The 24,851-nt window shown below is 54.7% G+C and carries 28 protein-coding genes; 18 read left to right on the forward strand and 10 right to left on the reverse strand.

Annotated features, from left to right (window positions below; genetic code table 11):
- Positions 1-249 precede the first annotated feature (249 nt).
- The 3 genes from ABLQ08_RS00115 to ABLQ08_RS00125 are packed head-to-tail and all read right to left on the reverse strand — an operon-like array spanning position 250 to position 1,456.
- Positions 250-702 carry an SRPBCC family protein gene (locus ABLQ08_RS00115; protein WP_352938014.1) on the reverse strand — a complete coding sequence of 151 codons (453 nt, stop codon included), beginning with the start codon at positions 700-702 and terminating at the stop codon, positions 250-252.
- Complete coding sequence (locus tag ABLQ08_RS00120; RefSeq protein WP_352938016.1) at positions 699-1,097, reverse strand: hypothetical protein; 399 nt, start codon at positions 1,095-1,097, stop codon at positions 699-701. Before ABLQ08_RS00120 ends, ABLQ08_RS00115 begins: the two co-directional genes overlap by 4 nt.
- Positions 1,094-1,456, reverse strand: coding sequence for a VOC family protein (locus ABLQ08_RS00125; RefSeq protein WP_352938018.1), 363 nt, complete (start codon positions 1,454-1,456; stop codon positions 1,094-1,096). The genes ABLQ08_RS00120 and ABLQ08_RS00125 overlap by 4 nt, the downstream gene beginning before the upstream one ends.
- 41 nt (positions 1,457-1,497) lie before the next feature.
- Here ABLQ08_RS00125 and ABLQ08_RS00130 point away from each other — a divergent pair, with 41 nt between their 5' ends.
- Positions 1,498-1,986, forward strand: coding sequence for a winged helix-turn-helix transcriptional regulator (locus ABLQ08_RS00130; protein ID WP_352938020.1), 489 nt, complete (start codon positions 1,498-1,500; stop codon positions 1,984-1,986).
- A gap of 387 nt (positions 1,987-2,373) precedes the next feature.
- On the opposite strand, the gene ABLQ08_RS00135 is transcribed toward ABLQ08_RS00130, so the two are convergent.
- Complete coding sequence (locus tag ABLQ08_RS00135) at positions 2,374-3,516, reverse strand: Mrp/NBP35 family ATP-binding protein (protein WP_352938023.1); 1,143 nt, start codon at positions 3,514-3,516, stop codon at positions 2,374-2,376.
- Positions 3,517-3,822: 306 nt separating this feature from the next.
- Here ABLQ08_RS00135 and ABLQ08_RS00140 point away from each other — a divergent pair, with 306 nt between their 5' ends.
- The 9 genes from ABLQ08_RS00140 (at position 3,823) to glp (ending at position 11,356) form a co-directional block, all read left to right on the forward strand.
- Complete coding sequence (locus ABLQ08_RS00140) at positions 3,823-4,557, forward strand: substrate-binding periplasmic protein (protein WP_352938026.1); 735 nt, start codon at positions 3,823-3,825, stop codon at positions 4,555-4,557.
- A gap of 140 nt (positions 4,558-4,697) precedes the next feature.
- The gene (locus tag ABLQ08_RS00145) at positions 4,698-5,378 is read left to right on the forward strand and encodes an SDR family oxidoreductase (protein ID WP_352938029.1); all 681 of its coding nucleotides are present in this window, start codon (positions 4,698-4,700) and stop codon (positions 5,376-5,378) included.
- 29 nt (positions 5,379-5,407) lie between these two features.
- On the forward strand, positions 5,408-5,998 hold the full coding sequence (locus ABLQ08_RS00150; RefSeq protein WP_352938031.1) for a GNAT family N-acetyltransferase: 591 nt from the start codon (positions 5,408-5,410) through the stop codon (positions 5,996-5,998).
- A gap of 205 nt (positions 5,999-6,203) precedes the next feature.
- Positions 6,204-6,662: a BLUF domain-containing protein gene (locus tag ABLQ08_RS00155; protein ID WP_352938033.1), complete on the forward strand. Its 459-nt coding sequence runs from the start codon at positions 6,204-6,206 to the stop codon at positions 6,660-6,662.
- A gap of 136 nt (positions 6,663-6,798) precedes the next feature.
- Entirely contained in the window at positions 6,799-7,968 is a 1,170-nt protein-coding gene (locus tag ABLQ08_RS00160; RefSeq protein WP_352938035.1) for a benzoate/H(+) symporter BenE family transporter, read from the forward strand.
- Between the two features lie 49 nt (positions 7,969-8,017).
- A complete protein-coding gene (gene fdhD / locus ABLQ08_RS00165; RefSeq protein WP_352938037.1) occupies positions 8,018-8,914 on the forward strand; it encodes a formate dehydrogenase accessory sulfurtransferase FdhD in 897 nt (298 codons plus the stop codon).
- Complete coding sequence (gene mobA / locus ABLQ08_RS00170; RefSeq protein ID WP_352938039.1) at positions 8,911-9,564, forward strand: molybdenum cofactor guanylyltransferase MobA; 654 nt, start codon at positions 8,911-8,913, stop codon at positions 9,562-9,564. Before fdhD ends, mobA begins: the two co-directional genes overlap by 4 nt.
- Positions 9,561-10,082: a molybdopterin-guanine dinucleotide biosynthesis protein B gene (mobB, locus tag ABLQ08_RS00175; RefSeq protein ID WP_352938041.1), complete on the forward strand. Its 522-nt coding sequence runs from the start codon at positions 9,561-9,563 to the stop codon at positions 10,080-10,082. The genes mobA and mobB overlap by 4 nt, the downstream gene beginning before the upstream one ends.
- Complete coding sequence (gene glp / locus ABLQ08_RS00180) at positions 10,079-11,356, forward strand: gephyrin-like molybdotransferase Glp (RefSeq protein WP_352938043.1); 1,278 nt, start codon at positions 10,079-10,081, stop codon at positions 11,354-11,356. Before mobB ends, glp begins: the two co-directional genes overlap by 4 nt.
- Positions 11,357-11,392: 36 nt before the next feature.
- Here the strand turns inward: glp and ABLQ08_RS00185 are convergent, their stop codons facing one another.
- The gene (locus ABLQ08_RS00185) at positions 11,393-12,385 is read right to left on the reverse strand and encodes an MBL fold metallo-hydrolase (RefSeq protein WP_352938045.1); all 993 of its coding nucleotides are present in this window, start codon (positions 12,383-12,385) and stop codon (positions 11,393-11,395) included.
- A gap of 185 nt (positions 12,386-12,570) precedes the next feature.
- Here ABLQ08_RS00185 and ABLQ08_RS00190 point away from each other — a divergent pair, with 185 nt between their 5' ends.
- Entirely contained in the window at positions 12,571-13,497 is a 927-nt protein-coding gene (locus tag ABLQ08_RS00190; protein ID WP_352938047.1) for a LysR family transcriptional regulator, read from the forward strand.
- A gap of 11 nt (positions 13,498-13,508) precedes the next feature.
- On the opposite strand, the gene ABLQ08_RS00195 is transcribed toward ABLQ08_RS00190, so the two are convergent.
- Positions 13,509-14,156, reverse strand: a complete 648-nt coding sequence (locus ABLQ08_RS00195; protein WP_352938049.1) for a glutathione S-transferase family protein — start codon at positions 14,154-14,156, stop codon at positions 13,509-13,511.
- Between the two features lie 209 nt (positions 14,157-14,365).
- On the opposite strand from ABLQ08_RS00195, the gene ABLQ08_RS00200 reads away from it, so the two are divergent.
- The 5 genes from ABLQ08_RS00200 to ABLQ08_RS00220 all read left to right on the forward strand — a co-directional run bounded on the left by ABLQ08_RS00200 (position 14,366) and on the right by ABLQ08_RS00220 (position 18,913).
- Complete coding sequence (locus tag ABLQ08_RS00200; RefSeq protein ID WP_352938052.1) at positions 14,366-14,776, forward strand: hypothetical protein; 411 nt, start codon at positions 14,366-14,368, stop codon at positions 14,774-14,776.
- A 247-nt stretch (positions 14,777-15,023) separates the two neighbouring features.
- Positions 15,024-15,800: an ABC transporter substrate-binding protein gene (locus tag ABLQ08_RS00205; protein ID WP_352938054.1), complete on the forward strand. Its 777-nt coding sequence runs from the start codon at positions 15,024-15,026 to the stop codon at positions 15,798-15,800.
- A gap of 132 nt (positions 15,801-15,932) precedes the next feature.
- Positions 15,933-16,646, forward strand: coding sequence for an ABC transporter permease (locus tag ABLQ08_RS00210; RefSeq protein WP_352938056.1), 714 nt, complete (start codon positions 15,933-15,935; stop codon positions 16,644-16,646).
- Complete coding sequence (locus ABLQ08_RS00215; protein ID WP_352938059.1) at positions 16,643-17,554, forward strand: ABC transporter permease; 912 nt, start codon at positions 16,643-16,645, stop codon at positions 17,552-17,554. The genes ABLQ08_RS00210 and ABLQ08_RS00215 overlap by 4 nt, the downstream gene beginning before the upstream one ends.
- Positions 17,555-17,746: 192 nt before the next feature.
- Positions 17,747-18,913 carry a trans-sulfuration enzyme family protein gene (locus ABLQ08_RS00220; RefSeq protein ID WP_352938061.1) on the forward strand — a complete coding sequence of 389 codons (1,167 nt, stop codon included), beginning with the start codon at positions 17,747-17,749 and terminating at the stop codon, positions 18,911-18,913.
- 3 nt (positions 18,914-18,916) lie between these two features.
- Here the strand turns inward: ABLQ08_RS00220 and ABLQ08_RS00225 are convergent, their stop codons facing one another.
- Positions 18,917-19,807 (reverse strand): LysR family transcriptional regulator, encoded by an 891-nt coding sequence (locus ABLQ08_RS00225; protein ID WP_352938064.1) that lies wholly within the window; start codon positions 19,805-19,807, stop codon positions 18,917-18,919.
- A 297-nt stretch (positions 19,808-20,104) separates the two neighbouring features.
- On the opposite strand from ABLQ08_RS00225, the gene ABLQ08_RS00230 reads away from it, so the two are divergent.
- Positions 20,105-21,043 (forward strand): NAD(P)-dependent oxidoreductase, encoded by a 939-nt coding sequence (locus tag ABLQ08_RS00230; protein ID WP_352940481.1) that lies wholly within the window; start codon positions 20,105-20,107, stop codon positions 21,041-21,043.
- Between the two features lie 15 nt (positions 21,044-21,058).
- Positions 21,059-21,754, forward strand: a complete 696-nt coding sequence (locus tag ABLQ08_RS00235) for a DNA alkylation repair protein (protein WP_352938066.1) — start codon at positions 21,059-21,061, stop codon at positions 21,752-21,754.
- Positions 21,755-21,790: 36 nt separating this feature from the next.
- Here the strand turns inward: ABLQ08_RS00235 and ABLQ08_RS00240 are convergent, their stop codons facing one another.
- The 3 genes from ABLQ08_RS00240 to ABLQ08_RS00250 form a co-directional block, all read right to left on the reverse strand.
- A complete protein-coding gene (locus ABLQ08_RS00240; protein WP_352938068.1) occupies positions 21,791-22,291 on the reverse strand; it encodes a DUF302 domain-containing protein in 501 nt (166 codons plus the stop codon).
- Positions 22,292-22,391: 100 nt separating this feature from the next.
- Positions 22,392-23,465, reverse strand: coding sequence for a 2Fe-2S iron-sulfur cluster-binding protein (locus ABLQ08_RS00245; RefSeq protein ID WP_352938070.1), 1,074 nt, complete (start codon positions 23,463-23,465; stop codon positions 22,392-22,394).
- A 4-nt stretch (positions 23,466-23,469) separates the two neighbouring features.
- Entirely contained in the window at positions 23,470-24,705 is a 1,236-nt protein-coding gene (locus ABLQ08_RS00250; RefSeq protein WP_352938072.1) for an aromatic ring-hydroxylating oxygenase subunit alpha, read from the reverse strand.
- Between the last annotated feature and the right edge of the window lie 146 nt (positions 24,706-24,851).

Genomic DNA, 24,851 nt, shown 5'->3' on the forward strand with positions numbered 1-24,851 from the left:
CGATCCAGACACAATAATCCCCCTGCGTGATCCGGGCGTGAAAACGCATTTCATGGTTGTTTCTCGTCAAAAATACCATTGTTGAAACTCTCAATTCACTCCACCTGCAATCTTGCAGCTGCAACGAGCAATAACACCGAAATCTCGCTTGAAATCCAATGGAGAAGAAATTGGCGGCGTTGAAACTTGATCAAGCGCAACGCCGTTTCTCCCACGCCCAGGAACTACGACAGCTGCTTTGGATTTATGTCAGCTAAGTTCCAGGTAATCTTTGTTGCTCTTGAGCAATTTCTGAAATCCTTGCCGCATTTTCCAACTCAAGACAGGCTTAGCAATGCGCATGAAACAGCCACGGGGCTCGAATGAAAACTGCATCTCCACGCAGACCCGATCATCGGAACATGTATCAAACAAAAAATCTGCGCGTGCACGCGCTATCGGCAAACTTGTACGTTTGAATTCAATCCCGATCTTCTGCAGGGGAATCCACTCCACTACTTGCTCTTCAATTTCATTCTTGCCGTCTGAAAGTTCACACAATCTCACAGCACCGATGCCGCGTGGCGCCGAATCTTTGAGGATAGTGGTTCTAGCAACTCCTTTATGGAACTTATAAATGCCACCAAAGTCTGCCCAGCTTTCCCAGACTTTCTCAAGTGGTGCTGCCACCACTTGAGACACCACGATATCGGCCTTCTTCATTCCGCTTCTCGATAAATTATGCCTAGCAGAAGTGCGAATAGTCCGAATTGGATCGCCAAGTAACCCGTTTCCAGAAAAATGAAGTTGCTGGCGTTGGGTACATTTTGCTTCGCGACCAGTGCAAGAACGTGCGACGTCCAGTAGAACAGACCTGCAAGGCCAGAAAACTGAAATGCTCGCGTCAGACCAGAACTGCCCGTGTGAAAATGCGGATAGATCAGTGCCAGGGCAAATCCTTGGATGATGATCGTCAGCAAGCCCACGGGAACATTCGGCTCGCCGACGAAGTAACCGAATTCCTCATACATTGGTTTGAAGAGACCAACATGCCAGCCAAGCGCAAGAGGAAAAACAATTATGGCGTAGCCCGCAGTGGCCAAAAAAATCTTCGTCATTGCGAGCTCTTCAACTCTTGGGCGCGCTTCCACAAGGCCAGCGGCGCACCACCTGGATCGCGTATAAAGCTGGCATCGCCAGCCGGGCCTTTCAGATTCTCGGCAATGACTTCGGCGCCGTGTTTTTTTGCATTTTCGACGGCTTCGTTCAGGTCATCGACCTCGAGATAAGGGACCCATCCCTCGATGCCGTTCAGCGTTTCTGAAGTTGCGGCAAATGGCTTCTCCTGTCCTTCGGCCGTCAGAAATGTCATAGGCCCGATGTCATTGGGCACCCAGCCAAATGCGTTTCGCAGGAACCTGGTAGTTGCAAGGCGATCCTCTCCCAAATTGTCGAACCAAACGAAGGGCGATGGCATGAGTAAATTCCTCTTTCATTTTGCAAGTGAATTTTGGATACATGATGCACTTGCACATTGCAAGAGCTTTTGCCGACGACTATTTTGTCCAAATGAGCAAAACCCAACCCCTCGATTGGCATGGTTGTCCAACTCGATATGCAGCAGGCATTTTCGGAGATAAGTGGTGCTTCCTGATCCTCAGGGACGTGTTGCTGCTAGGCAAACGGACCTACAGCGAAATTCTCAACTCGCCTGAAGGTATTTCGACCAACATACTTGCAGATCGACTGTCACGGCTTGAAGCATCCGGGATGTTAGACAGGCAGATTGACCCGCGCAAAGCCAGCAGGGTTTGTTATTTCCCCACTCGCAAGGCTCGCGACATCCTGCCTGCTCTGATCCAAATGATGGTTTGGTCTACCCAGTATGACGAGAACACAGAAGCGCCAGACACATTTGCTGAAGCCTATCGAAGCGATCCACACGAAACAATTGCTTGGTATGAGACAGAAATCGATCGCATTGATAATGAGATACTGAAACGTTGAATAATTACGGTAGCCAGATCTTTGGCGAAACAAAGATTGTTGGATCTCTGAGACAGCCTTTGCAGAGTAATCCAAATTTTTGAAATTTCGACGTGGAGCTAGTTGTTCGGATGCGCACGATCGAACTCGCTCTGACAGTTTTCAATCAGTAACTGAAAGAATGATTGAAAGTCTGAGTTTTCAGCCCCCTTCACGGGTGCGTTGAGGAATCGTAGACCGTTCGAAATTCTTGTTTCGAATTTTGGCTGAACGATACTTTCGGCCGATTGCCCACCGGAACAAACTGTGTCGCGCAAACATTTTTGTAAGGGGACTGCAAAGCAACGCGGCTTGCCTATCGGTCAAAGGTCTGGCGACCGGCAAACCACCGGTCGCCAAAATCTAAGATCAGTCAAACACGATTTTGGGGGCTGCGCGCTCCTGTGAGGCTGCGGACCGCTGGATACCGGCGACGACTTTCGTCGCGATATCCTTGTAAATCCCGGCAACAGGACCTTCCGGATCTGAAACAACGACCGGTGTTCCCGCATCCGAAGTTTCGCGGATCTTCATGGTCAGCGGAATTTCGCCAAGGAAAGGAACTCCCAGCCGCTCCGCTTCGGCTCTCGCGCCTCCGTGACCGAAAATGTCATGACGTCCGCCACAATCCGGGCACAGGAAATAGCTCATGTTTTCAACAATGCCGAGCACCGGAACGTCTACGCGCTTGAACATATTGAGCCCCTTGCGCGCATCGATCAGTGCCAGATCCTGCGGAGTGGACACGATGACGGCACCGGCAAGCGGCACCTGCTGCGCCATGGTCAGCTGAGCGTCACCCGTTCCCGGCGGCATGTCGACCACGAGGACATCCAGATCGCCCCAGGCAACTTCCCGCAGCATCTGGGTCAATGCGGAAATCACCATTGGACCACGCCAGATCATCGGTGTTTCTTCTTCCACCATGAAGCCCATCGACATGACCTTGATGCCGTAACCTTCCAAAGGTTTCAGCACTCTGCCCGAGACGGTTTCGGGTCGGCCGGACACGTTGAAGAGACGCGGAACAGACGGACCATAGATGTCGGCATCCAGTACACCGACCCTCAAACCGTTGGCTGCCATTCCCAAAGCCAGGTTAGCCGTGGTCGTCGACTTGCCGACGCCGCCCTTACCTGAGGCAACCGCAATAATATGCTTGATACCGGGAACTCCCGGCTTGGCAGGAGCCTGTTCCTCCTGAGCGCGTTGCGGCTGCCGGGGCGCCGGTTTAGGCGCCGTGTTGCGCGCGTTGCCCGGAGCACGCTCGGCCGTCAGCGCCACCATTGCATTTTCTACGCCGTCAATTTCCTTGACCACCTTCTCTGCCGCCTGACGCAGCGGCTCAAGTTCCTGCGCCCTTTCAGCTGGTACGGTGATGGAAAATGCAACCCGTCCGTCTGAAACGAATACATCTGACACAAGGCCCAACGAAACGATGTCTCCCTCAAGATCGGGTCCCTTGATCTGTCTGAGGCGTTCCAAAACGATGCTCTTGATGGTGTCGCTCATAAATACGTCCTGTTCGATTCTCCGGCTCCAACCGAAGCGCCGGTTACCTACTCCCGGAAACTAGTGTGCGCTGGCGCGATTACAATCTGCCAAAATGCAGCACGTCTCGCCTCCATCCCCTCTCTCACTCCAGTCATAGAATTGAAGAATTATGGACACAAGACCGAGCGCAAAAATCAACGCATTTCCCTTTTACCTGTACATTTAGATAAACTTAGAACTCTCAAAATACACTCAATGTAAAATTTAGATCTGGAATTCAATTACGTTTGCGGCATGCACAAATCGAAACCCTCATATTGTCGAATGATTCTAGCGACTGGGATTTTCTTCTGCTTGTTGACTTCGTTCATCTTTCCAGCCAACACGGAAAATCGTCCCGAGATAACAATTACTGCCTCGAATTACCCACCGTTTGAAATTGCTGAGCCCATCGACGGATTGAACGGATTCGACCATGAGGTTGTCTCCGAGGCTTTCCGCAGGGTCGGACAACCAGTGCGCATTGTTTTTCTTCCCTGGAACAGGGCGATAATGGAGGTGAAATCGGGGACGGCTGCGGCGATACTTTCCTGCGCACACCGAAAGCAGAGAGAAGAGTTTTTTTATTACTCCGACCTTCTGAGCACCTCAACCGATGGCGTTTACCACCGCGGGGGTCACCCGTCAGGTCACATCCGCAACGCGAGTGACTTGATAGGTGAGCGTGTTGCAGCCGTTGACGGCTATTCCTCATTTTTGAAGCTCCGCGACATGGGCATCGCCCCCTATAGCGTTCCTGACGATGAAACCGGAATAAAGATGCTTCGGCTTGGCCGGTTCGACTATTTCTACAACGGCAAACAGGCAACCGATTTCATGATTTCCCAATCCGGAGACCCCGGCATGTTCGAATTCATTTCCTTTGCCGAAAAACCTTTGTATCTCTGCCTCTCCAAGGTCTTTCCAGGCGCAATAAAATTACTTGCCGAATTCAACAGAGGTCTTGCGGCCGTCAAGGCCGACGGCACCTATGCGCTCATTCACGCTAAATACAAGTAGGGTCCGATCAAGGATGTGCCGCATTGTCCCTGCGCAAAATGGTGACAATGTTTCTATTGCACTGATTGGCCTGCTGAATAACTTGGAAGACCGTTCCACAATTTCCGACTTGCCGGAATTGACTGCTTCAGGATGAAAAAATGCCTACCTGCCTTATCACCGCCTCCAACCGCGGGATCGGATACGAACTAGCGCGGGAGGCACTTTCACAAGGATGGACGGTTTACGGCTCCGTCCGCTCCGAACGCTCCGCACTTGAAACAGGAAGCAAGCTTGGCCCGGACTTCAAACCACTGGTCTTCGATGTCACCGACCACGGCGCGGTTCGGACGGTGGCTGAAGAACTGACTGCCGATGTAGATCTTCTCATCAACAACGCGGGAATCATTGGCCCTGACAATCAATCTCCCCTTGAGATGGACTTCGACGGCTTCCACGAAACGTTGGCGACCAACACGCTGGCGCCACTTGCGGTCTCACAGGCTTTTCTGCCTCATCTGAAAAGAGCCGGTACTGGAAAGATCCTGACCATCTCGAGCCAAATGTCCTGGATGGGATATCGAAAATCCGACCGGATTGCCTACCGCGCGTCGAAAGCGGCGGTCAACAAGGTGATGCAGGGACTTGCGACCGAACTGGAAGCAGACGGCATTCCCGTCGCTCTGATCGACCCGGGCTGGGTGAGAACGGACATGGGAGGTGGTGAGGCCGACAACTGCCCGACGGACGTCGCCAAAGGCGTTCTGAAGATCGGACATGGCCTCACGATTTCCGACACCGGCAAATTTTTCAAGTGGAGCGGCGAAGAGCGCCCCTTTTAACATCACCAGAGTTTTCTCGGAGCTAATTCATGCCCTGGCCCCTTCCCGTCACCCTGACCGGCACCCACGCCTCACTTGTTCCGCTTTCGCAATCTCATGCACAAGACCTGTCAGAAGCGGCCGCTGAGGGTGATCTCTGGAAAGTCTGGTATACCTCCGTTCCGCATCCCGATACGGTTGATCAGGAAATAGATCGCCGTCTTAAATTGCAGGATACCGGTTCCATGCTTCCCTTTGCCGTTTTAAGGCCGGACGGCAAGGCGGTTGGGATGACCACCTACATGAACATCGACCCGGTGCACAAACGCGTCGAAATCGGTTCAACCTGGTACCGGAAAGCCGCTCAGAGAACGCGCCTCAATACCGAGTGCAAACGCCTCTTGCTCACTCACGCCTTCGAAGAACTCGACTGCATTGCCGTCGAGTTCCGCACTCACTTCATGAACAGGCAAAGCCGAACGGCAATTGAGCGCCTTGGAGCAAAACTGGACGGAGTTCTGCGCTCTCACCAGCGCACCGCAGATGGCGCATTGCGCGATACCGCCGTTTATTCGATTCTCCCGCACGAATGGCCAGCAGTTAAGTCAGGACTGGAATTCAAGCTTGCAGAAGAACGTTGAGCTGCTTATCCACACAAAGATAATCGTACGTTGTTTTGCACAGTTTTCTTGATCTACTTCGGCGATTGAAAAGCACACGTTTTCGGAGAACTTGGCAACTATCTGGTAACTTTGATCTCTATTCTTCCAGATCGTTTCAAATTTTAAGCAAATGTGAGGAATTGAAGCGCACGCTGGTTTCATCGGCAAAAGGATGAGACTCGCTATGGAACTTTATCGCGCCTGCTATCGAAGCAAAATCAGATGGGACAAGATGCACTTGTCCTTGCCTGACGAGATCGACAAGACACTCCTGCGTATTCGGCGCATCAACCGAAAAGCGGGTGTTACAGGCGCCCTCCTGCTTGTGGACCAGCACATTATCCAAATACTTGAAGGCCAGACCGGACAAGTGCTGGACACAGTCTATTGTGTGATGAACGACCCGCGCCTCCATGACATTGAAGGCATCATTCACGAACCGGTGGATTTCCGCCTGTTTCCGAATTCCCTGATGTTTTTCCGGGACCTGACGGACGGCATTGCGGCCTCCAGGCACGACGTCTTGAGACCACTTCTGGACCATCCAGGTGAAGTGACCCGCGAAGAGGCCTACAAGGCTTTTGGCCATTTCGCCAAGGAACTTCAGGCAGGCCGTCTGACGAACGACATGCTGATGATCTGATCTCTTTCAGGACAGCGCTTGCACACCTTTTTCGCGTGTCCAGGTGATGCTTAGCGCGCTGCTGTGACTTTGAGGTCATAGCCATTTTGCCGATGACACCTGTAGTGTGCTCCCCCTCGATCATCAGGGAGCACACATGTCCGGCGGACACCCCTCCATCCAATCGATTTCTGCTGGTTTGCTTGCCGCCATCGTCGGCTTTGCAAGTTCCTTTGCTATCGTCATTCAGGGATTGTCAGCAGCGGGCGCAACAGCCAGCGAGGCAACCAGCGGCCTTATGGCACTCTCCATTTCCATGGGTTTGTGCGCAGTTGTCGCTTCGCTCTATACCAGAATTCCTGTCAGCATTGCCTGGTCAACACCTGGAGCTGCCCTTCTGGCTTCTGCCGGGCCGGTTGACGGCGGTTTCGCTGCTGCAGTCGGCGCCTTCATCCTTTGCGCGTTCCTGATAATTCTTGCCGGGCTCATACGCCCCTTCGGCCGGATTGTCGCAGCCATTCCCAGCCCGTTGGCAAATGCAATGCTTGCAGGCGTCCTCTTCGGGCTGTGCCTGGCGCCTGTCCGTGCGGTCGCCGAATATCCAGCCAGTGCACTGACCATTATCATTGTCTGGGCAGTGGCCTTCCGGCTCTTCAGGCTCTATGCCGTACCACTCGCCATGATCGTGACTTTCGCGATTGCATTTTACGACAGCGGGCCAATCAACCTTTCCGAAGTGCCCCTGATCAGCCGGCCCATCCTGATTGCCCCCGAATTCTCGCTTGAAGCGCTGGTCAGTATCGCGCTGCCGCTGTTCATCGTGACAATGGCATCGCAGAATATTCCCGGTGTCGCCGTTCTAAGAGCATACGGTTACAAGCCGCACAGCAGTTCTCTATTCACTCTCTCAGGCGTCTTCAGTCTTCTTTCAGCTCCCTTTGGTGGTCACGCGGTCAACCTTGCAGCCATCACCGCCGCCATGTGTGCCGGAGAGGATGCGCACAAGGACCCCGGTCAAAGATACTGGGCAGCTGCAGCCAGCGGCGTTGCTTACATCCTGTTCGGACTCTTTGCCGGTCTCGTCATGGCACTGGTTGCCGCAACTCCTTCCATCCTCATAGAAGCCGTTGCAGGCCTTGCTCTTCTCACGGCCTTTGCCTTTTCCATCGGAGAGGCCACCAAGTCGGCGGAAACAAGGGACAGTGCCATCATCACATTTGTTGTGACCGCATCCGGTATCGGTTTCTTCGGGGTATCAGGAGCATTCTGGGGACTGCTTGCCGGTGGTGCCTTTATGTTGCTCACAAAACTGCGTTCTCAGAACTAATGCCTTGCTCTTGGACAAAAGCGTCCCATAGTGTTTGTAAAACAATTACATGTGGAGTCGCGCGGCTTTGACAGGCCCATACGTGCTTAAACCCGATCCCCTGGATCCGAAACTCTCGACGTCAGTCAGCGGCATCGACCAGAATGGCATACCGGTCGAAACCAAGGTTGTGACCGAAAAACCTCTGACACTGTTCCTCAATTCCCAGGAAGTGGTCACGATGATGACAATCGGCGATCACCCGAACCTGCTGGCAGTCGGATACCTGAAGAATCAGAACATGCTGGCTGACGACGACGTCATCACCGGCATCGATTATGACGATGATCTTGAAGTCGTTGTTGTGCGCACCGAGCGGGAGACCAACTTCGAAGAGAAGCTGAAGAAAAAGGTCCGCACGTCCGGATGTGCTCAGGGCACCGTTTTCGGCGATGTCATGGACGGCTTTGAAAACGTCGAACTTCCTCAGGAATCAGGCCTCAAGACCTCGTGGCTCTACGCCCTGACGAAAGCCATAAACACAACCCCTTCGCTTTATCTGGAGGCTGGAGCTATCCACGGCTGCGTCCTTTGTCAAGAAGACAAGCCCTTGGTTTATATGGAAGATGTCGGCCGACACAACGCTGTCGACAAGATCGCAGGATGGATGGTTCTGAACGATATCCCCGCACACGACAAGATCTTCTACACGACGGGCCGGCTCACTTCTGAAATGGTGATCAAGACCGTGATGATGGGAATTCCTATTCTCGTTTCCCGGTCCGGTTTCACCGCCTGGGGTGTCGAACTGGCGCGCAAGGCCGGATTGACCCTGATCGGTCGCGCAAAGGGCAAACGCTTCATGGCCCTGTCCGGAGCCGATCGAATTGAATTTGACATGGACCCCGGTCATGCGGAAGACGAACCGGAGAAATCGAAACGAAAAGGGAGCTTGGCAGCGGAATGAAGTCGGAGCGCGAGGTATTGACCGTGGACAAAGTGCTCGGCTGTGTTCTGGCGGGTGGCCAGTCCAGACGCATGGGAGGTGGCGACAAGAGCCTCATGGATCTCGGCGGCAAGACAATGCTGGAGATGATCCTCTCCCGCTTCACCCCCCAGGTACCCAGCGTCATTCTCAACGCCAATGGCGACCCGGCACGCTTTTCGCGCTTCGGACTTCCGATTATTGCCGATCCGGTGGGAGAATATGCCGGACCACTGGCGGGTGTGCTGGCAGGATTAAGTTATGCCAGGGAAAGGCTGCCGGGTGTCACGCATGTCGTGTCGGTCGCCGGAGACACTCCCTTCTTTCCGGTCAGTCTGGTCAAACGTCTCTGCTCTTCCGTTCCCTCGGACAAGCCGGTTATCGCGCTCGCCTCGTCTTCGGACAAACTTCACCCGGTCTTCGGGCTTTGGCCGGTAGCCCTGCACTCGGATCTTCACAATTGGCTGACAACCGGGCAGAGCGGCAAAGTGCTCGCTTTCGTTGACCGGCACGACAGCGTAGAAGTGTCATTCGACACAGATCCGGTTACGGGTCTCGATCCGTTCTTCAATGCAAACAAACCCGACGATCTGGCGACCGTCCGCAACGCTCTGAGCTCACGCATTTCATGACAACACCTCCCGTTTTCGGCATTACCGGTTGGAAGAACTCCGGCAAGACGCAACTCGTGACACGCCTCGTGAGCGAATTTACCGCCAGAGGGTTCAAAGTCTCGACCGTCAAGCATGCGCACCACAATTTCGACATCGACCGGCCAGGCGCGGACAGCTACCGTCACCGAGAAGCGGGAGCCAGCGAAGTTGCGCTTGTCTCGGGCCGCCGCTGGGCCCTGATGCATGAACTCAGAGGTGAAGACGAACCGTCACTGGACGAGATACTCGCACGTCTGGCTCCTTGCGATCTGATCCTGATCGAAGGCTACAAGCGCGAGAACCATCCGAAGATCGAGGCGAGAAGGACGGAATCTCACGACAAGGGACCGTTGGCGCCGTCCGACCCCAATATTCTGGCCGTCGCAACCGATCACGTTTTGCCGAATGAAATCCTGCCTGTCTTTGACTTGAACGACGTTTCTACTATGGCAGACTTCATTCAGGAATATCTCGGTCTTGTTAGGAAAGCTTCATGACCCGGCAAGCGTTACTGGACGACTGTTTTCTGCACGACAAGGACAGGCTGCGCCACCAGGAAGCGCTGAAGATACTGAACGACCGCATGTCTGCCATCGCGGATACGGAAACGGTCCGGATCGAAGACGGGTTGGAGCGTATCCTGGCCAAGGACATTACCGCGCCGCGCAACATACCGCTTGCGGACAATTCGGCGGTGGACGGCTACGCCTTCCGTCATACCGACTTTGATGAGGCGGGAGGCTTCTTTCGCCTGCAGCAGCGCATTGCAGCAGGGCACGCCAGCGACGCCCTTCTCGGCCCCTGGGCTGCAGCGCGGATCTTCACCGGAGCAGTCATGCCTCCTGGCGCTGACACGGTTGCCATGCAGGAAGACTGCGAGACGCATCAGCAGGACGGGCAGGATTTCGTCATTGTCCCACAAGGTCTCAAGGCGGGTGCCAATTGCCGCAAGGCTGGTGAAGATGTAGCCGAAGGCACTACCATATTGTCCACCGGCCAGTTGCTGCGCCCGCAGGACCTTGCCGCCATCGCTTCGACCGGACAGGCGCAAATCAACGTTTTCAGGAAACTGAAGGTCGCACTCATTTCCACCGGTGACGAGCTACGGCGCCCTGGCGATCTGATTACGGTCGGCGACGTCTATGATTCCAACCATTTCCTGCTGCGCGGTTTGTGCGCGACCGCGCCGGTCGAGTTTGAAGACCTTGGCATCCTGAAAGACGACGCGTCCCTGGTGGAGGAAACTCTCAATGACGCAGCTGACCGGTTCGACGTCATTCTGACAACCGGAGGGGCCAGCCGCGGAGAAGAAGACCATGTCCTGCAAGCGCTCGACACGCTCGGCAGTTGTCACATGTGGCAATTGGCGATCAAGCCCGGGCGTCCGATGATGTTCGGGAACATCGGCTCCTGCGTCTTTCTCGGGCTTCCGGGCAATCCCGTCGCCGCCATGGTCTGTTTCCTTCTTTATGCCCGTCCTGTGCTGAGTGTTCTTGCAGGTGGTCCATTTCTGAATCCGCAGCGCTTTCAAGTACCTGCGGCATTCGAAGTTCCGAAAAAGAAGCCGGACCGGCGCGAGTTTTACAGAGGCTTTCTCGAGACCAATGAAAAGGGCCAAACGACGGCCCATAAGTTCGCGCGAGACGGATCGGGACTGATCACCGGACTGCGTGAAGCGGACGGGTTGATCGAAATCCCGGAAGATGTCACCGCCATTCAAAAAGGTGAACCGGTGACTTTCCTGCCATTTTCCGGTTTCGGTATCCGGTAACCCGGCGGAGATCCGCCGGATTACCAAAGCGGAGCCTTAATAAGCGTAAGGCCAGCCGGCAGCAACAAATCGATATCCATCAGCGTTCTTGACCACACGCCCCATGCCCGGGAACGGGATATGCGCACCGGCAAAGAAGAGCTTGTCGCTTGCCGCCTGGTCGAAAAACTTCTTGCGGGTTTCTGCCGCTGTCGGCGCATCGATGTCGAAACCGATTCCCCAGTCCGGTCTTTCGAACTGATAGACGGTCATGTGAATGATGTCGCCGGCGATCACCAGTGTTTCACCATTGCTGTCAAAGACGTACCCGCTGTGACCCGGGGTATGCCCTGGGAGGGCCATCGCACTCACCCCTGGCAAGATCTCCTTTTCGCCTGAAAAGAGCGTTTGCTTGTCCTTATAGGCTTCCGCTGCTCGCCGTGCACCGAGAAAGAACGGTTTGAACTGCTCGGGCGCTCCGTTCATTGCGGCGTCATCGTACCAGAAGGCATTGTCGACTTCCGGCAGGATCAGTTCCGCATTCTTGAACACCGGATTGCCGTCGCCATCGACCGCACCGAACAGGTGATCGGGATGCATATGCGTGATCAGTACCGCGTCTATCTGGTCTGCGGTGACGCCGGCAGCAGCAAGCGCTGACGGCAGACGCCCCATTGTCGGGCCGAGTGCGTCCGACGTACCGGCATCGACCAGAACCAGACGATCCCCTGTGTTGACCAGATACGCGTTCACCGGAATACGCAGAGCGTTGCCATCGATCAGAGCGGCATCGCGCATCCGCTGACCTTCGGCTTCCTCGTATCCGACAACAACCTCCGGCGTCACATCGAGGTACCCGTCCAGCAATGCCGTGACTTCGAAGTCACCGACCTTGTAACGCAACGCGCCTGCCAGGGGCTCACCCGCCTTTGGGGCCGCCGCCTGTACTGGAGAGGGAATAAGAGAAACCCCACCAGCTACAGCCAAGGCCCCTGCCCCGGCAGCTGCAAACAGAGATCGTCTGGAAAGTGAAATGTCAGAAATGGTCATGAATGGCCTCCCGGCTCGACCCGAAAAAAGATGTGTATGAAGACCGCGTGCCAAAGAGGCTGGCCGGGTCGCTTCTAAAAGTGTTTCATACGGAAAAATTTTGAAGACCCGAAAATCTTATAAAACTCATAAGCAGCACTTATGTAACTGATTCTCAATGCCATCACATCTAACGGGAATGACAGATGGATAAATTCGGTGCCCTTTCCAGCTTTGTTCAGTCGGTCAAACTTGGCAGTTTTTCCGCCGCCGCCAAGCATCTGGGCGTTTCGCAGCCCGCCGTTAGCCAGCAGATTCGCGGACTTGAGGAAGATCTGGGAACAAGACTGCTGAACCGGACAACCCGGCAGCTGAGCCTTACGGAAACTGGAGAACGCTATTTTGAATATGCCAGCGACATCCTGGATCGCCTCACGGAAGCCGACCGGTCCGTGCAAAGCGAAGAGGCGCAAATGTCCGGGCCGCTTTCCATCGGGTTGCCATTGGGATTTGCCGAAACCGTCCTGTCGGAATTTCTGATCCGGTTCAAGAAGGAGCATCCGTGCATCTTGCTTGATGTGTCTCTGTCCGACGTCTTTGTGGACGTGATCCAGGAACGTCTCGACGTTGCGATCCGCATGGGTGAAATCAAGGATGACCGATTGATTGTCAGGAAGCTTGGATTGGCACAACGCTGCCTTATCGCTTCACCTGAATATCTGGAAAGACGCGGTCGTCCCCGTCACCCGGCAGACCTGCCGGATCACGACTATCTGCTCTACAAGAATATTTCGACCGGCGATCGGGTTCCCTTTCTCAGCACTCTTGGCGAAAAGCTTTCGGTGAAGATCAATCCGACCCTGATCGTCAACAACTCCGCAACCCTGCGCCAGGCAGCGCTCGCCGGTCTGGGCATCACTTTGTCAAACCGCTGGCTGATCGATCCCTATGTCCGCACAGGAGAGCTTGAACTGGTTCTACCGGACTGGGAATACCCGCCCCATCCCATTCACGCGGTGTATCCCTCCAACCGTTTCATCCCACTGAAGGTTCGAAGGTTCGTTGAACGGCTGCAGGACTATTTCGACGAAAAAGGTGCACTGCGCGGCGGCAATTCAGCCGCCGCCGAGTAACCGCGCCCTGTTCAGATCTCGTCTTCAGGAACGATCCAGGTTTCCTTCAGGGCTTCTTCTTCCCAGGTTTTCCAGGCATCTGTACCGCTCATTGTGCCGTGATACTGCTTAACGACCGGATCTTCTGACAAAGTATAGGTCGCAAAACGGCTGACAACGGGTGCATACATCGCATCCGCGATGGTGAAATCTCCGAAGAGAAATGGCCCGCCTGAAGCTTCGAGACACTCCGTCCAGATTTCGACAATTCTGGCGACATCGGCCTTGACTGCTTCGTCGACAGCCAGAACTTCAACAGGCCGACGCATGTTCATGGGGCAAGCGCCCCGCAGCGCCGGGAAGCCGGAATGCATCTCGGCCGACACTGCCCTCGCCCTGGCGCGGGCTACCCTGTCTTCCGGCAAAAGTCCTTTTTGAGGAAAGCAGTCGGCGACATACTCCAAAATCGCAAGGCTGTCCCAGACCGTCAGCTCTCCATCCTTCAGCACCGGAACCTTCATGCTGGGCGAGAAGGCCCTGAAATTCGGATTACCATTTTCCATGTCGAACGGAACCAGTGTTTCCTGGAATGGGATGCCCTTGTGTTTCAAGGCTATCCAGGGCCTGAACGACCATGAAGAATAGTTTTTGTTGCCAATGAACAAATGGATTTCAGACATCTCTTTCTCCTATCGCCTCACCCCGGCAAATTTTGCTGACGGGTAACAAGGACCGGCCCCGTACCGGCAGCAAGTTACCTACGGCGTCTTCTGCCTGGCATCAAATTCAAGAAGTTCATGGAATTCATAAGGAATTTTCATCAACGATTGCGGCATGCCGCTTGCATGGTCGAATTCAGTTGCAATTACCGAGACATTTGCGGGGCCAGATGAAAGTCATATCCAGCGAAGCGCCACCTGCTTCTTCCAACCCTGCCAAACAGGTTCCCACACAAAGCAAATCCGTTAAGCACGAGTTTCTGAATTTTCGATCGGTACTTGCCGAACAGTATCTGGCCTGGACCGAGTTGCCGGAAGAAGAAAGAATTCGACACAAGTACTTGCGGGATCATGGCCTGACAGAAGCAAACCTGGACAATCTCTCCCCCGGTGACCGCGCAGCGCACGAGGAAAAGATCGCCGAACTGACCAAGCAACCCGTCTTCGCCAATTCGCCGGGCAACGGAGCATCCGCCGGGGACGCACTCTCTCGTCCGGTCATTTCACTTCAATCGGTTCTGGAAGTCAGCAACGGCACCGGTGATGCTGATCTTGAAACCTCAACTGCCGTTCACCGATAATCTGCAAAACCTGTTTTCTCGGCTCGTGCGCTCCCTCCTGAGCAACATCTTGCAGATCAACTTCTTTCAATCGGCCACTCTTCCCTTGGGTCAGGGTCAAAAAAGTGAAAATTAGACAAGGTCACACAGTGTTTTTTTCGTGCTCATGCTTGAAATTTGGAACGAAGTGTATGGAATAGGGCCCTCGAGCAAAAAGTCGGGACGAACCCGTCTGCGCTGCGAAAAAATAATATTAGGGGAAGATAATATGCGTGTTCTGCGTATGGCTGCGGCCGCTGTTGCAGTTCTGGCCGCTGTTGGCGGCGCTGAGGCTAAAGACTGGTCCAAGGTGCGTATCGGCACCGAAGGCGCTTATCCTCCGTTCAACAATCTGACTGCAGACGGCCAGCTTGTCGGTTTTGACGTCGATATCGCAAAAGCACTTTGCGATGAAATGAAGGTCGAATGCGAATTCGTCGTTCAGGACTGGGACGGCATGATCCCGGCTCTGCAGGCCGGTAAGTTCGACGCCGTGATCGCTTCCATGTCGATCACCCCGGAACGCAAGCAGAAGGTCGACTTCACCAACAAGTATTACAACACTCCTCCGGCAATCGCCGTACCGAAAGACTCCAAGGTTGCCGGCACCACTGATGCGGACCTGAGCGGTGTCGCCCTGGGCGCTCAGTCCTCGACAACGCACTCCAACTACGCTGAAGAAAAGCTTCCGTCCGCCGATCTAAAACTTTATCCGACCGCTGACGAATACAAGCTTGACGTAGCCAGCGGTCGTATCGATGCCGTTATCGATGACGTTGTGGTGCTGTCCGAGTGGCTGGAAACCGACGACGGCTCCTGCTGCAAGATCCTCGGCACCCTTACTCCGGACCTGGTCATCAACGGTGAAGGCGCCGGCATCGCGATCCGCAAGGAAGACGGCGAGCTGAAAGATAAGTTCAACACAGCCATCGAAGCCATTCTGGCGAACGGAAAATACAAGGAAATCAACGACAAGTACTTCTCCTTTGACGTATACGGCGGTTGATTTGAAAACGTACTGAACAAACTCAAGCGCGGCGCAATCATTGCGCCGCGCTTTGCTATAGGGTACCGCCTATAGAACTGGCCGATGGGGCGGCCGGAAAAGAAACAACAAGAAAGAAAGAAGCGCCGGCTCATGAATGAAGCTTTGACGCTGCTATCCTTTGGGGACCAGGGCTGGGGTGACCAGATTGCCCGCGGCGTGCTGGTGACGATTTCACTCGCCATTGCAACCCTTCCATTCGGATTGATAATCGGTTTCCTGGTTGCGCTGGCCAAGAACTCTTCCGAACCGAGCCTGAAACTTGCAGCCAATATCTACACGACAATTTTCAGAGGCTTGCCGGAACTGCTGACGCTGTTTCTGGTCTATTTCGGCGTGCAGATCGGAATTCAACAGGGAATGAAGCTGATCGGCTTCGAATCTTATATCGAAGTGAATTCCTTTGTCGCTGGCATGGTCGCACTTTCCCTGGTGTTTTCTTCCTATGCCTCGGAGGCCTTTCTATCGGCCTTCAAGGGCATCCCGCAGGGACAATACGAAGGCGGGCATGCGCTCGGGCTGTCCCGCTACCAGACGATGACACTCGTCATTTTGCCACAGCTCATTCGGCTAGCCCTCCCCGCCCTGGGTAATCTCTGGCTAATTCTGCTCAAAGAAACCTCGCTGGTTTCTGTAATTGGTCTTGCAGACCTTATCCGGGAGTCCGGGATTGCAGCGCGGGTGACAAAGGAGCCATTCCTGTTTTTCGGCATCGCTTGCCTGATTTATTTGGTTCTCGCGATGATTTCCTCAACCGGTCTTGCGCGTATTGAACGCTGGTCCAAACGGGGAGATATGTCGCGATGACAGCTGCAAACCCACTGACCGGATTGAAATCGCCCCCCCAGGCAAACCGTCCCTGGACATGGGCCAAAATCACCGGCCACGTTCTGATGGCATTTTGGGTAATCGCAGGTTTTTACTTGCTGGTCTATCTCCTCGGCAATCTGGAAAAACCGATTCTCGAATTCCTGTCCCCCCACCTTTCCGGGGCCTGGGCTGAGTATGCAGAACAACAGCTGGCAACTCACGAGTTCGAAAGCTTTCTCGAACGATACGGCAACAAGTATGTTGAAGGGTTTCTTGTAACTCTTCAAATAGTCGGTCTATCCCTGCTCGTTGGCGCAGCGCTTTCCATTCCCATCGCCATTGCGCGTAGTTCTAAATGGAAGATTTTCTCTACGCCGGCCTATGCCTACGTGTATTTCTTTCGTGGCACGCCCCTCCTCGCTCAAACCTTCCTGATCTACTACGGTGCAGGCACATTCCGTCCGGAACTGGAAGCAGTCGGCTTGTGGGGCTTTTTCCGCGATGCCTGGTATTGCGTCATTTTCGCATTTTCGCTGAACACGTCCGCCTACCAGGCAGAGATCCTTCGCGGTGCGATCATGAACGTGCCGAAAGGTCAATGGGAAGGCGCGGCAGCGCTTGGCATTTCAAAGCCGGTGACATTCTTCAAGGTCATCCTGCCTCAGGCGTTGATGGTGGCCCTGCGCCCATACGGCAACGAAATCATCCTTATGATCAAAGGTTCGGCCATCGCATCCATTATCACCATCTACGATCTGATGGGGGAAACCCGGCGCGCATATTCGCGAACATACGATTTCCAAGCCTATATCTGGGCCGCGGTCGCCTATCTGCTTATCGTGGAAACCCTGCGCCGTGTCTGGGACAGGATCGAGGCCCGGCTGACACGCCACTTGAAACGGTGATCGCAGTTCACCGCCGATAGAAGAGAAAGCCTGTCTATCCGTCGGGATAATGGGCAAACGACTGTTACGAGAGCCGGGCGAAACAAAGTGATGTCACGAAAAAATCGTGGCATCACCACAAGCACCTTATGACCACCGCCCTCATTCCGTACGAACCTGCACTCCAAGCAGCGGCGACTTCCGGAGAAACTCATGTCCAAATCAACCTCCAACACGACAGGCCTTCACGCGGACAGCCTGCTGGCCCATGCAGGCGGCGGATTTGATCCGACTACCGGTGCCGTTGTTCCGCCGATCCAGACAGCAACGACATTCGTTCGGGACGAAGACTACGAACTCGTCAACCCCGGATACATCTACAGCCGCGACAGCAACGCTCTTTACCAGAAGACTGAGCGGCTGATTGCAGCTCTTGAAGAAGGCGAAGACAGTCGTCTGTTTTCTTCCGGAATGGCCGCCGTGGCAGCTGTTGCCCGCTCTGTCAGACCGGGAGGCACCCTTCTTGCGCAGTCCGGAATCTATTGGGGAACGACACTTTTCCTGCGCAAGCACTGTGCCCGAAACAATATTGCGCTCGTGGAAGCAGATGCCAGCGACCTGGACGCATTTCATGACGAAATGTCCGTTACGCGACCAGACCTCGTCTGGCTGGAGGTTCCCAGCAATCCATTTCTGAAGATTGCCGATATTCAGAAGATTTCGGAGCTTTGCCGTCAAAGCGGAGCACGGCTTGCGGTGGACGCAACGGCTGCGACGCCCCTGATCCTGAAACCGCTCGCCCTGGGTGCGGATCTTGTCATGCACTCAGCCACCAAGGCCTTGAACGGCCACTCGGATCTTCTTGGGGGCGTCGTGACGACCGCAGATGCATCCACCGACACCTGGACCTTCATTTGTGAGGAACGGCAAAACGCCGGAGCGGTTCTGGGGTCATTCGAAACGTGGCTATTGCTGCGCGGTCTTAGAACGCTTTCACTGCGCGTTGAACGCATGAACAAGAATGCGATGGCTCTTGCGGAATACCTGGAGGCTCATTCGAAAATCGACGCAGTTCTCTATCCCGGACTTGCAAGTCATGCGCAGCATGAACTCGCCAAGGCCCAGATGACCGGTGGCTTCGGCTCCCTGATGTCGGTTCTCGTGAAGGGAGGAAAGGCAGACGCCCTCAAGGTTGCAGGTGCTCTGGATGTCTTCCAGCGGGCAACGTCGCTCGGTGGCACAGAGAGCCTTGTCGAGCATCGCTTCACGATTGAAGGAGAAGGATCAGGGATTCCTGAAAACCTCCTTCGCCTTTCTCTCGGCATCGAACATTGCGGCGACCTGATTGCAGATTTCGACCAGGCCCTCGCAGCAATTTAGCCCTCAAAGACTGGTCTGCTCGTCGCGCATCTGGCGTATCCAACTCATGAACGCTTTGAGCGGCGGGCGGTTCACCCCCGGCCTTGTGACCAGATGATAGCCGGACCCGGTATAGACGGCATCCCGGAAAAGAACTTTGAGGTTACCTGCGGCAATATCAGCCTCGACGAACACTTCTGCCGTCGCGGAGATCCCTTCCCCACGTCTGATGCCTTCCAGAACCATGTATCCCGGCAAATGGGTAATGTTCAGCTTGCCTTTGGGAACAATGCCCTGCTTTTCCAGCCAGATGACCAGTTCGTTGGTGCCGTATTCCTGTAGCCAGGGATATTCCAGAATGTCTTCCGGCTTCTTGATACCGCAGTCTCCCACCAGTCGGGTAGCGCCCACGACAACGAAATTTGTCTTGAAGAGCAGTTCCGACTCCAGCCCTGGCCAATCTCCGCGCCCAAAACGGATCGCAAGATCCACGCCTCCTGGCTTGAGTTCGATATTTTCCGCAGTCGGATTGAGCATCAACTCAATATCCTGATGCTTGAGCCGGAAGTCGTTGATCCGCGGCATCAGCCAGCTGATTGCAAAGGACGGTGTCATGGTAATGTTGAGCGGTCGCCCCACATCCTGATGTAATAGCTCGTCGACCGTATCCTGAATGGTCTCGAAACCGCTGCTGATCCCCCTGAAGAGTTGCTCCCCTTCCGGTGTCAATGCAATTCCCCGCCCCTCGCGTACGACGAGTTGCAGGCCGAGAAAGGTTTCGAGGCTTTTCACCTGCTGGCTGACAGCTGCATGGGTAACATTCAATTCCCGGCCCGCCGCCGAAAGGCTTTTTTCCTCGGCGACTGCAGCAAAGGCTCTCAGGCTGTTGAGGGACGGAAGCGTTCGCCAATCCATATGTAATTACACCTTACATATCAAAAATCTTCTTGAGTCGCATTTTGTCCACTAGTGCGTACATAGTGACCATACAAACTCACAGAAGGATGTTAGATCATGTTGAATATCTACGCACAATCTTTTCTGGAAGCCAGCCGTTTTACGCCGCAGACCCGGCCAGATCCGGCAACTCAAAGCAAACTCGAGCGCCAAACTTCGCTCAGGTGGCTTCCGAGATTCGCGCGCAAAACGCGCTAAACGGTGCTAGCGAAGGACTGACAGTTCATCGCAAATGCCCTAAAACCATGATGAACTATCTCTCAAAGAGGCCCGGCAAAAAGCCGGGCCTTCTTCTGCATAAGGAACGTCATCATGGCAAAGGTTGCATTCATCGGTTTGGGCGTCATGGGGTATCCGATGGCTGGCTACCTGAAAACCAAGGGCGGCCACGAGGTTACCGTCTATAACCGCACCACCGCGAAGGCTGAGAAATGGGCAAGCGAATATGGTGGCAAGTTTGCCAAGACGCCGCGCGAAGCAGCTGAAGACTGTGACTTTGTCTTTGCCTGCGTGGGCAATGACGACGACCTTCGCTCGGTGACGACCGGACCGGACGGTGCATTTCACGGTCTGAAAGCCGGAGCTATCTTCATCGACAATACGACGGCTTCCGCCGATGTCGCCCGCGAACTCTATGCCGCTGCCAAGGAAAAGGGCTGCGGGTTCATCGACGCGCCGGTGTCCGGCGGTCAGGCTGGAGCTGAAAATGGTGTTCTGACCGTCATGTGCGGTGGTGACGAGGCCGACTTCGACAAGGCCAAGCCGGTCATTGAATGTTTCGCGAAGTTCGTCGGTCTGATGGGCGGCACCGGCGCCGGGCAGCTCACCAAGATGGTCAACCAGATCTGCATTGCCGGACTTGTTCAGGGTCTGTCGGAAGCCATTCACTTTGCAAAAAAAGCTGATCTGGACGTCGAGAAAGTCATCTCCGCGGTACGCGGCGGTGCAGCCCAATCCTGGCAGATGGAAAACCGTTGGGAAACCATGGAACGGGGCAAATTCGACTATGGCTTTGCCGTCGACTGGATGCGTAAAGATCTTGGCATTTGCCTGCAAACCGCCAATGAAACGGGAGCCCGTTTGCCGGTCACCGCACTCGTTGATCAGTTCTACGCAGAAGTTCAGGCCATGGGCGGCAATCGCTGGGACACTTCCAGCCTGATTGCTCGGTTGGAAAATGCGGACAAGAAATAGAGTCCGGTCGCTGCCATGAAACAGACGGACAATTGGACAAGCAAGGCAGTTGTGGCCGAGCTTCGAACCTTGGGAACGGAAGAAAACCGCGCCGGTCTGGCGCGGTTCGGGATAGATGCTTCAAGAGCCTTTGGCGTTCCCATGTCGGTCCTGAGGCCATTTGCCCGACGGATCGGCAAGTCTCCAGAGCTGGCGCAGGAACTCTGGGAGAGCCAATATCACGAGGCTCGCCTGCTTGCGATCCTGATCACACCTCCAAAAGCGATGACCGCCGACCGTGCCTCACGTTGGCTGGAAGACGTTCAGTCCTGGGACTTGTGTGATCAATTGACCAACGTTCTGGCTCGCCGAAAGGATTCTGATCAGCTGGTTCTCGTTTATGCGGATGATGATCGGGAATTTGTCAAACGCGCAGCCTTCGCACTGATCGCCTCGCGAGCGGTGCATGCGAAATCGGCACCGGATACCGAGTTTCTCAACCATCTGGAGCTCATCAGGAATGCAGCAACAGACGATCGAAATTTCGTCTGGAAGGCTGTTCATTGGGCGTTGAGGCAAATCGGAAAACGGTCAAAAGATCTTCATGGGGCCGCCCTTGCGGTCGCCGAAGATCTTCAGTCCGCCGAAGACAGAACTGCCCGGCGCGTTGGCCGGGAAGCTGTCAGGGAATTGTCGTCCGAGAAGATTCGAACACGCCTGGGTGTGGTTTGATCGAAGCCGGTTTGTCTGAACCAGGCACCAAGCCTTCTACTCTCCAGCTGCCTCTTTGGCGATTCCGTCGAGAAGCTTGTTCACCTCGGCAATGGCCGACTTGGATGCATCGGAACCCGTCTCGCTCAAATTGCGAAACCCGACGGTTACCTGGCCCGGCTTTCCGGGCATTTCATAAACAAACACCGTATAGGGACAATAAGCGATGTTGGCGGGATCGGCTTCCATTGCCTTGCGCGACAAATCGGCGGAACAGAACAGCATCGCTTCGGCATTCTCGAAAATCTTTTTGTCGCTGCCGACATCCGCAGCCGTCCGGTCGAGCATGGTTCCGATATGCGAAACATAGTCGATGACCAATCCACGATTGACGATTGCGTTCTCCAGATCGAACCGGACGTCCTCAAAGGCTGCCGTGACCTCATAGGCGGTCACGCCTTCAGGAATCGAACCGGCATCGGCGGCACTCGCGCCACCGACGGCCATTCCGCCAAAGGCAACCAGAAAGGCAGCGATCTTCTTGAAATTGCGCAACATGCAATGTCCTCCCAATTACGAATGCGGACACTTTAAGCTCTTATCGCAACATCGCAATTGATACATCGCAATTTTTGAATGTTTCCGTGTACAGTGTTTCTCAGACCTCTACCTCAACGGTACCGATCGGGTTCGAACAGCAGGCCAGAATATAGCCGGCATCGACATCATCCTCACTGATGCCGCCGGAGTGAACCATATGCACGTCACCGGAGACTTTCTTCACCTTGCAGGTGCCGCACACGCCAAATGTACAGCCTGAAGGGATGTTCAGTCCGGCATCCTTTGCCACTGCGAGCACAGTATCGGTTTCCGTGCACCAGGCCGAAACACCGGATTGCGCGAAAACGATCTGTGCCTGCGAGTCTTCCTGCGGAACGACATCATCGAACTCGGTGAGCTCGGCCTTGCTCTCGGCCGGTGCCTGGAAGCTTTCCTGGTGATACCGGTCCATGTCGTAGCCAAGAGCATTCAGGATCTCACGAACGGCATCCATGAAACCTTCCGGGCCGCAACAATAGACATCCCGTTCCAGGTAGTCGTTGCACATCAGTCCGAGCATCAACTGGTTGAGATGCCCGCGATAGCCCGTCCAGACTTCATAAGGATCACTCTTGTTGACCACGAAGTGCAGCTGAAGGCCGGTTACCCGACTTGCCATATACTCCAGCTTCTGCCGGAAAATCAGATCGACCGGCCTGTGGGCACACTGGATGAAGCAGATATCGGGATCTTCGCCACGTTCAAACAGGGTTTGGGCCATGGACATCATCGGCGTCACGCCAGATCCGGCAGAAATGAAGAGGAACTTTCCGTCTGGATTGGACGGCAGATGGAAAAGGCCGGCAGGCCCGAAAGCCTTGAGGCGCATACCGGGCTTCAGATGATCCAACATCCACCTTGTGCCGACACTGTCTGCCTGAGCCTTGACCGTGACGGAGATGTAGGCGTTGGAAACCGGCGACGAAGACAGCGTATAGGTGCGCTGAATGTTGCCGCCCGGAACCGGAAGGTCCAGCGTTATGAACTGCCCTGCCCTGTAGACAAAGGTCGCTCCGGAAGGCGGGCGGAAAGAGAACGTCTTCACGTTGGGGGCTTCTGGAACCACCATCACACATTCCAGATATTCGCTGTCACTCCAGACAGGAGTGCCGGGTCCTGGCATCGGAATCATCGTCTTACTCCGCAGCTACACGAAAACGGCCAATCAAGGCGCTTTCCAGCGTTTGCGAATACCAGTCGATGAACTGGATGACGCCGCTTTCCTGAACAGGCGAATAGGGTCCCGGCTCATAGGCGGGAGAGTTGATTCCGATCTGGTTTTCCTCAACAATCCGCCGGTCTTCATCATTGGTGTGGATCCAGACTTCCGACAGCCTGTTGAGGTCGTAGTCGACACCTTCCTGTGCATCCTTGTGAACCAGCCAGGTCGTCGTGACTTCGGTCTCCATCGGACCGACCGGCAGAACTCGGAAGGTCAACACCTGGTCGGACAGGAAGTGGTTCCAGGTGTTCGGGTAGTGGAAAAAGAGACAAGTTCCGGCATCGTCGAACGGAATGGAGCCAATTCGTTTCGAGACGGCTGCCTTCCCGTCCATTGTGTAACTGACTGCGTCTCCAAGAAACGGGATGCGCACGAAACGCCATTGTTCGTTTTCGGAGATCATGTATTTCGACGGCAACCCGGCATTTTCGCATCGCTCGACATGTGCCTTGCCGACATTGGAAGTCGAGGCATCGTCGGCACCCACCAGATTCGGATCATCCGGGAAGGTACGGCACAAGGACGGATGCGAACCCGAGCAGTGATAGCACTCGCGATTGTTTTCCAGCACCAGTTTCCAGTTGGCTTTCTCGATGATCGTCGACTGATGGGCGACCTTCAGGTTGGAGAGGTCGTGCGGTTCGAGATAGCGTGCAGCCTGTTGCTCCAGGTCCCGGGTATCGGGTGCTGTTTTCGCCAGGCAAATGAACACCATGCCGGACACATCCACGCAGTGAACCGTTTTCAGGCTGTGGTCTTCAGGCTTGAACTCCGGCCCCATTTCCCGCGCCCACAATAGTTTGCCATCAAGTTCATAAGTCCACTGATGGTACGGGCACACGAGTTTCGGCGCAGAACCCTTCGCAACCGAGCAGATGCGGCTGCCACGATGTCGGCAGGAATTGTGAAACGCCCGAACGACGCCATCTGCTCCCCGGACAATGATGACCGAGTAGGCTCCGATTTGCAGGGTGACGTAGTTTCCGGATTTCGGCACCTCGGCCGAAGGAACGGCAAAAACCCATTCCTTGTGCCAGATGTTTTTCATATCCGCCTGAAAGACATCGCCGTCGGAATAAAAGGCTTGCGGCAGGGAGTATCCCGCGCGGCGTCCCAACAACAGAGAGAGAATATCTGCGTCGCTGTACATGATGATTGATCCTGTCCTACCGGCTGCGCCGGCCCCTCACTAGGCAAGAAGTTAGGCTCACGCAGGCCCGTTGGCATTGCGCAAAAGCGGCATACGCTTATTCAAGTGAGACGCTGCTGCAAAAAAGTGCAGCAGCGAAAATGACG

It is taken from the genome of Roseibium sp. SCP14 (assembly GCF_040329475.1).
Classification (GTDB): Bacteria; Pseudomonadota; Alphaproteobacteria; order Rhizobiales; family Stappiaceae; genus Roseibium.

What these genes read in the sequence shown, in the direction of transcription:
- ABLQ08_RS00115 (WP_352938014.1), bottom strand. Translation starts at nt 702, where the DNA reads ATGAAGAAGGCCGATATCGTGGTGTCTCAAGTGGTGGCAGCACCACTT.
- ABLQ08_RS00120 (WP_352938016.1), bottom strand. Translation starts at nt 1,097, where the DNA reads ATGACGAAGATTTTTTTGGCCACTGCGGGCTACGCCATAATTGTTTTT.
- ABLQ08_RS00125 (WP_352938018.1), bottom strand. Translation starts at nt 1,456, where the DNA reads ATGCCATCGCCCTTCGTTTGGTTCGACAATTTGGGAGAGGATCGCCTT.
- ABLQ08_RS00130 (WP_352938020.1), top strand. Translation starts at nt 1,498, where the DNA reads ATGATGCACTTGCACATTGCAAGAGCTTTTGCCGACGACTATTTTGTC.
- ABLQ08_RS00135 (WP_352938023.1), bottom strand. Translation starts at nt 3,516, where the DNA reads ATGAGCGACACCATCAAGAGCATCGTTTTGGAACGCCTCAGACAGATC.
- ABLQ08_RS00140 (WP_352938026.1), top strand. Translation starts at nt 3,823, where the DNA reads ATGATTCTAGCGACTGGGATTTTCTTCTGCTTGTTGACTTCGTTCATC.
- ABLQ08_RS00145 (WP_352938029.1), top strand. Translation starts at nt 4,698, where the DNA reads ATGCCTACCTGCCTTATCACCGCCTCCAACCGCGGGATCGGATACGAA.
- ABLQ08_RS00150 (WP_352938031.1), top strand. Translation starts at nt 5,408, where the DNA reads ATGCCCTGGCCCCTTCCCGTCACCCTGACCGGCACCCACGCCTCACTT.
- ABLQ08_RS00155 (WP_352938033.1), top strand. Translation starts at nt 6,204, where the DNA reads ATGGAACTTTATCGCGCCTGCTATCGAAGCAAAATCAGATGGGACAAG.
- ABLQ08_RS00160 (WP_352938035.1), top strand. Translation starts at nt 6,799, where the DNA reads ATGTCCGGCGGACACCCCTCCATCCAATCGATTTCTGCTGGTTTGCTT.
- fdhD (WP_352938037.1), top strand. Translation starts at nt 8,018, where the DNA reads ATGTGGAGTCGCGCGGCTTTGACAGGCCCATACGTGCTTAAACCCGAT.
- mobA (WP_352938039.1), top strand. Translation starts at nt 8,911, where the DNA reads ATGAAGTCGGAGCGCGAGGTATTGACCGTGGACAAAGTGCTCGGCTGT.
- mobB (WP_352938041.1), top strand. Translation starts at nt 9,561, where the DNA reads ATGACAACACCTCCCGTTTTCGGCATTACCGGTTGGAAGAACTCCGGC.
- glp (WP_352938043.1), top strand. Translation starts at nt 10,079, where the DNA reads ATGACCCGGCAAGCGTTACTGGACGACTGTTTTCTGCACGACAAGGAC.
- ABLQ08_RS00185 (WP_352938045.1), bottom strand. Translation starts at nt 12,385, where the DNA reads ATGACCATTTCTGACATTTCACTTTCCAGACGATCTCTGTTTGCAGCT.
- ABLQ08_RS00190 (WP_352938047.1), top strand. Translation starts at nt 12,571, where the DNA reads ATGGATAAATTCGGTGCCCTTTCCAGCTTTGTTCAGTCGGTCAAACTT.
- ABLQ08_RS00195 (WP_352938049.1), bottom strand. Translation starts at nt 14,156, where the DNA reads ATGTCTGAAATCCATTTGTTCATTGGCAACAAAAACTATTCTTCATGG.
- ABLQ08_RS00200 (WP_352938052.1), top strand. Translation starts at nt 14,366, where the DNA reads ATGAAAGTCATATCCAGCGAAGCGCCACCTGCTTCTTCCAACCCTGCC.
- ABLQ08_RS00205 (WP_352938054.1), top strand. Translation starts at nt 15,024, where the DNA reads ATGCGTGTTCTGCGTATGGCTGCGGCCGCTGTTGCAGTTCTGGCCGCT.
- ABLQ08_RS00210 (WP_352938056.1), top strand. Translation starts at nt 15,933, where the DNA reads ATGAATGAAGCTTTGACGCTGCTATCCTTTGGGGACCAGGGCTGGGGT.
- ABLQ08_RS00215 (WP_352938059.1), top strand. Translation starts at nt 16,643, where the DNA reads ATGACAGCTGCAAACCCACTGACCGGATTGAAATCGCCCCCCCAGGCA.
- ABLQ08_RS00220 (WP_352938061.1), top strand. Translation starts at nt 17,747, where the DNA reads ATGTCCAAATCAACCTCCAACACGACAGGCCTTCACGCGGACAGCCTG.
- ABLQ08_RS00225 (WP_352938064.1), bottom strand. Translation starts at nt 19,807, where the DNA reads ATGGATTGGCGAACGCTTCCGTCCCTCAACAGCCTGAGAGCCTTTGCT.
- ABLQ08_RS00235 (WP_352938066.1), top strand. Translation starts at nt 21,059, where the DNA reads ATGAAACAGACGGACAATTGGACAAGCAAGGCAGTTGTGGCCGAGCTT.
- ABLQ08_RS00240 (WP_352938068.1), bottom strand. Translation starts at nt 22,291, where the DNA reads ATGTTGCGCAATTTCAAGAAGATCGCTGCCTTTCTGGTTGCCTTTGGC.
- ABLQ08_RS00245 (WP_352938070.1), bottom strand. Translation starts at nt 23,465, where the DNA reads ATGATTCCGATGCCAGGACCCGGCACTCCTGTCTGGAGTGACAGCGAA.
- ABLQ08_RS00250 (WP_352938072.1), bottom strand. Translation starts at nt 24,705, where the DNA reads ATGTACAGCGACGCAGATATTCTCTCTCTGTTGTTGGGACGCCGCGCG.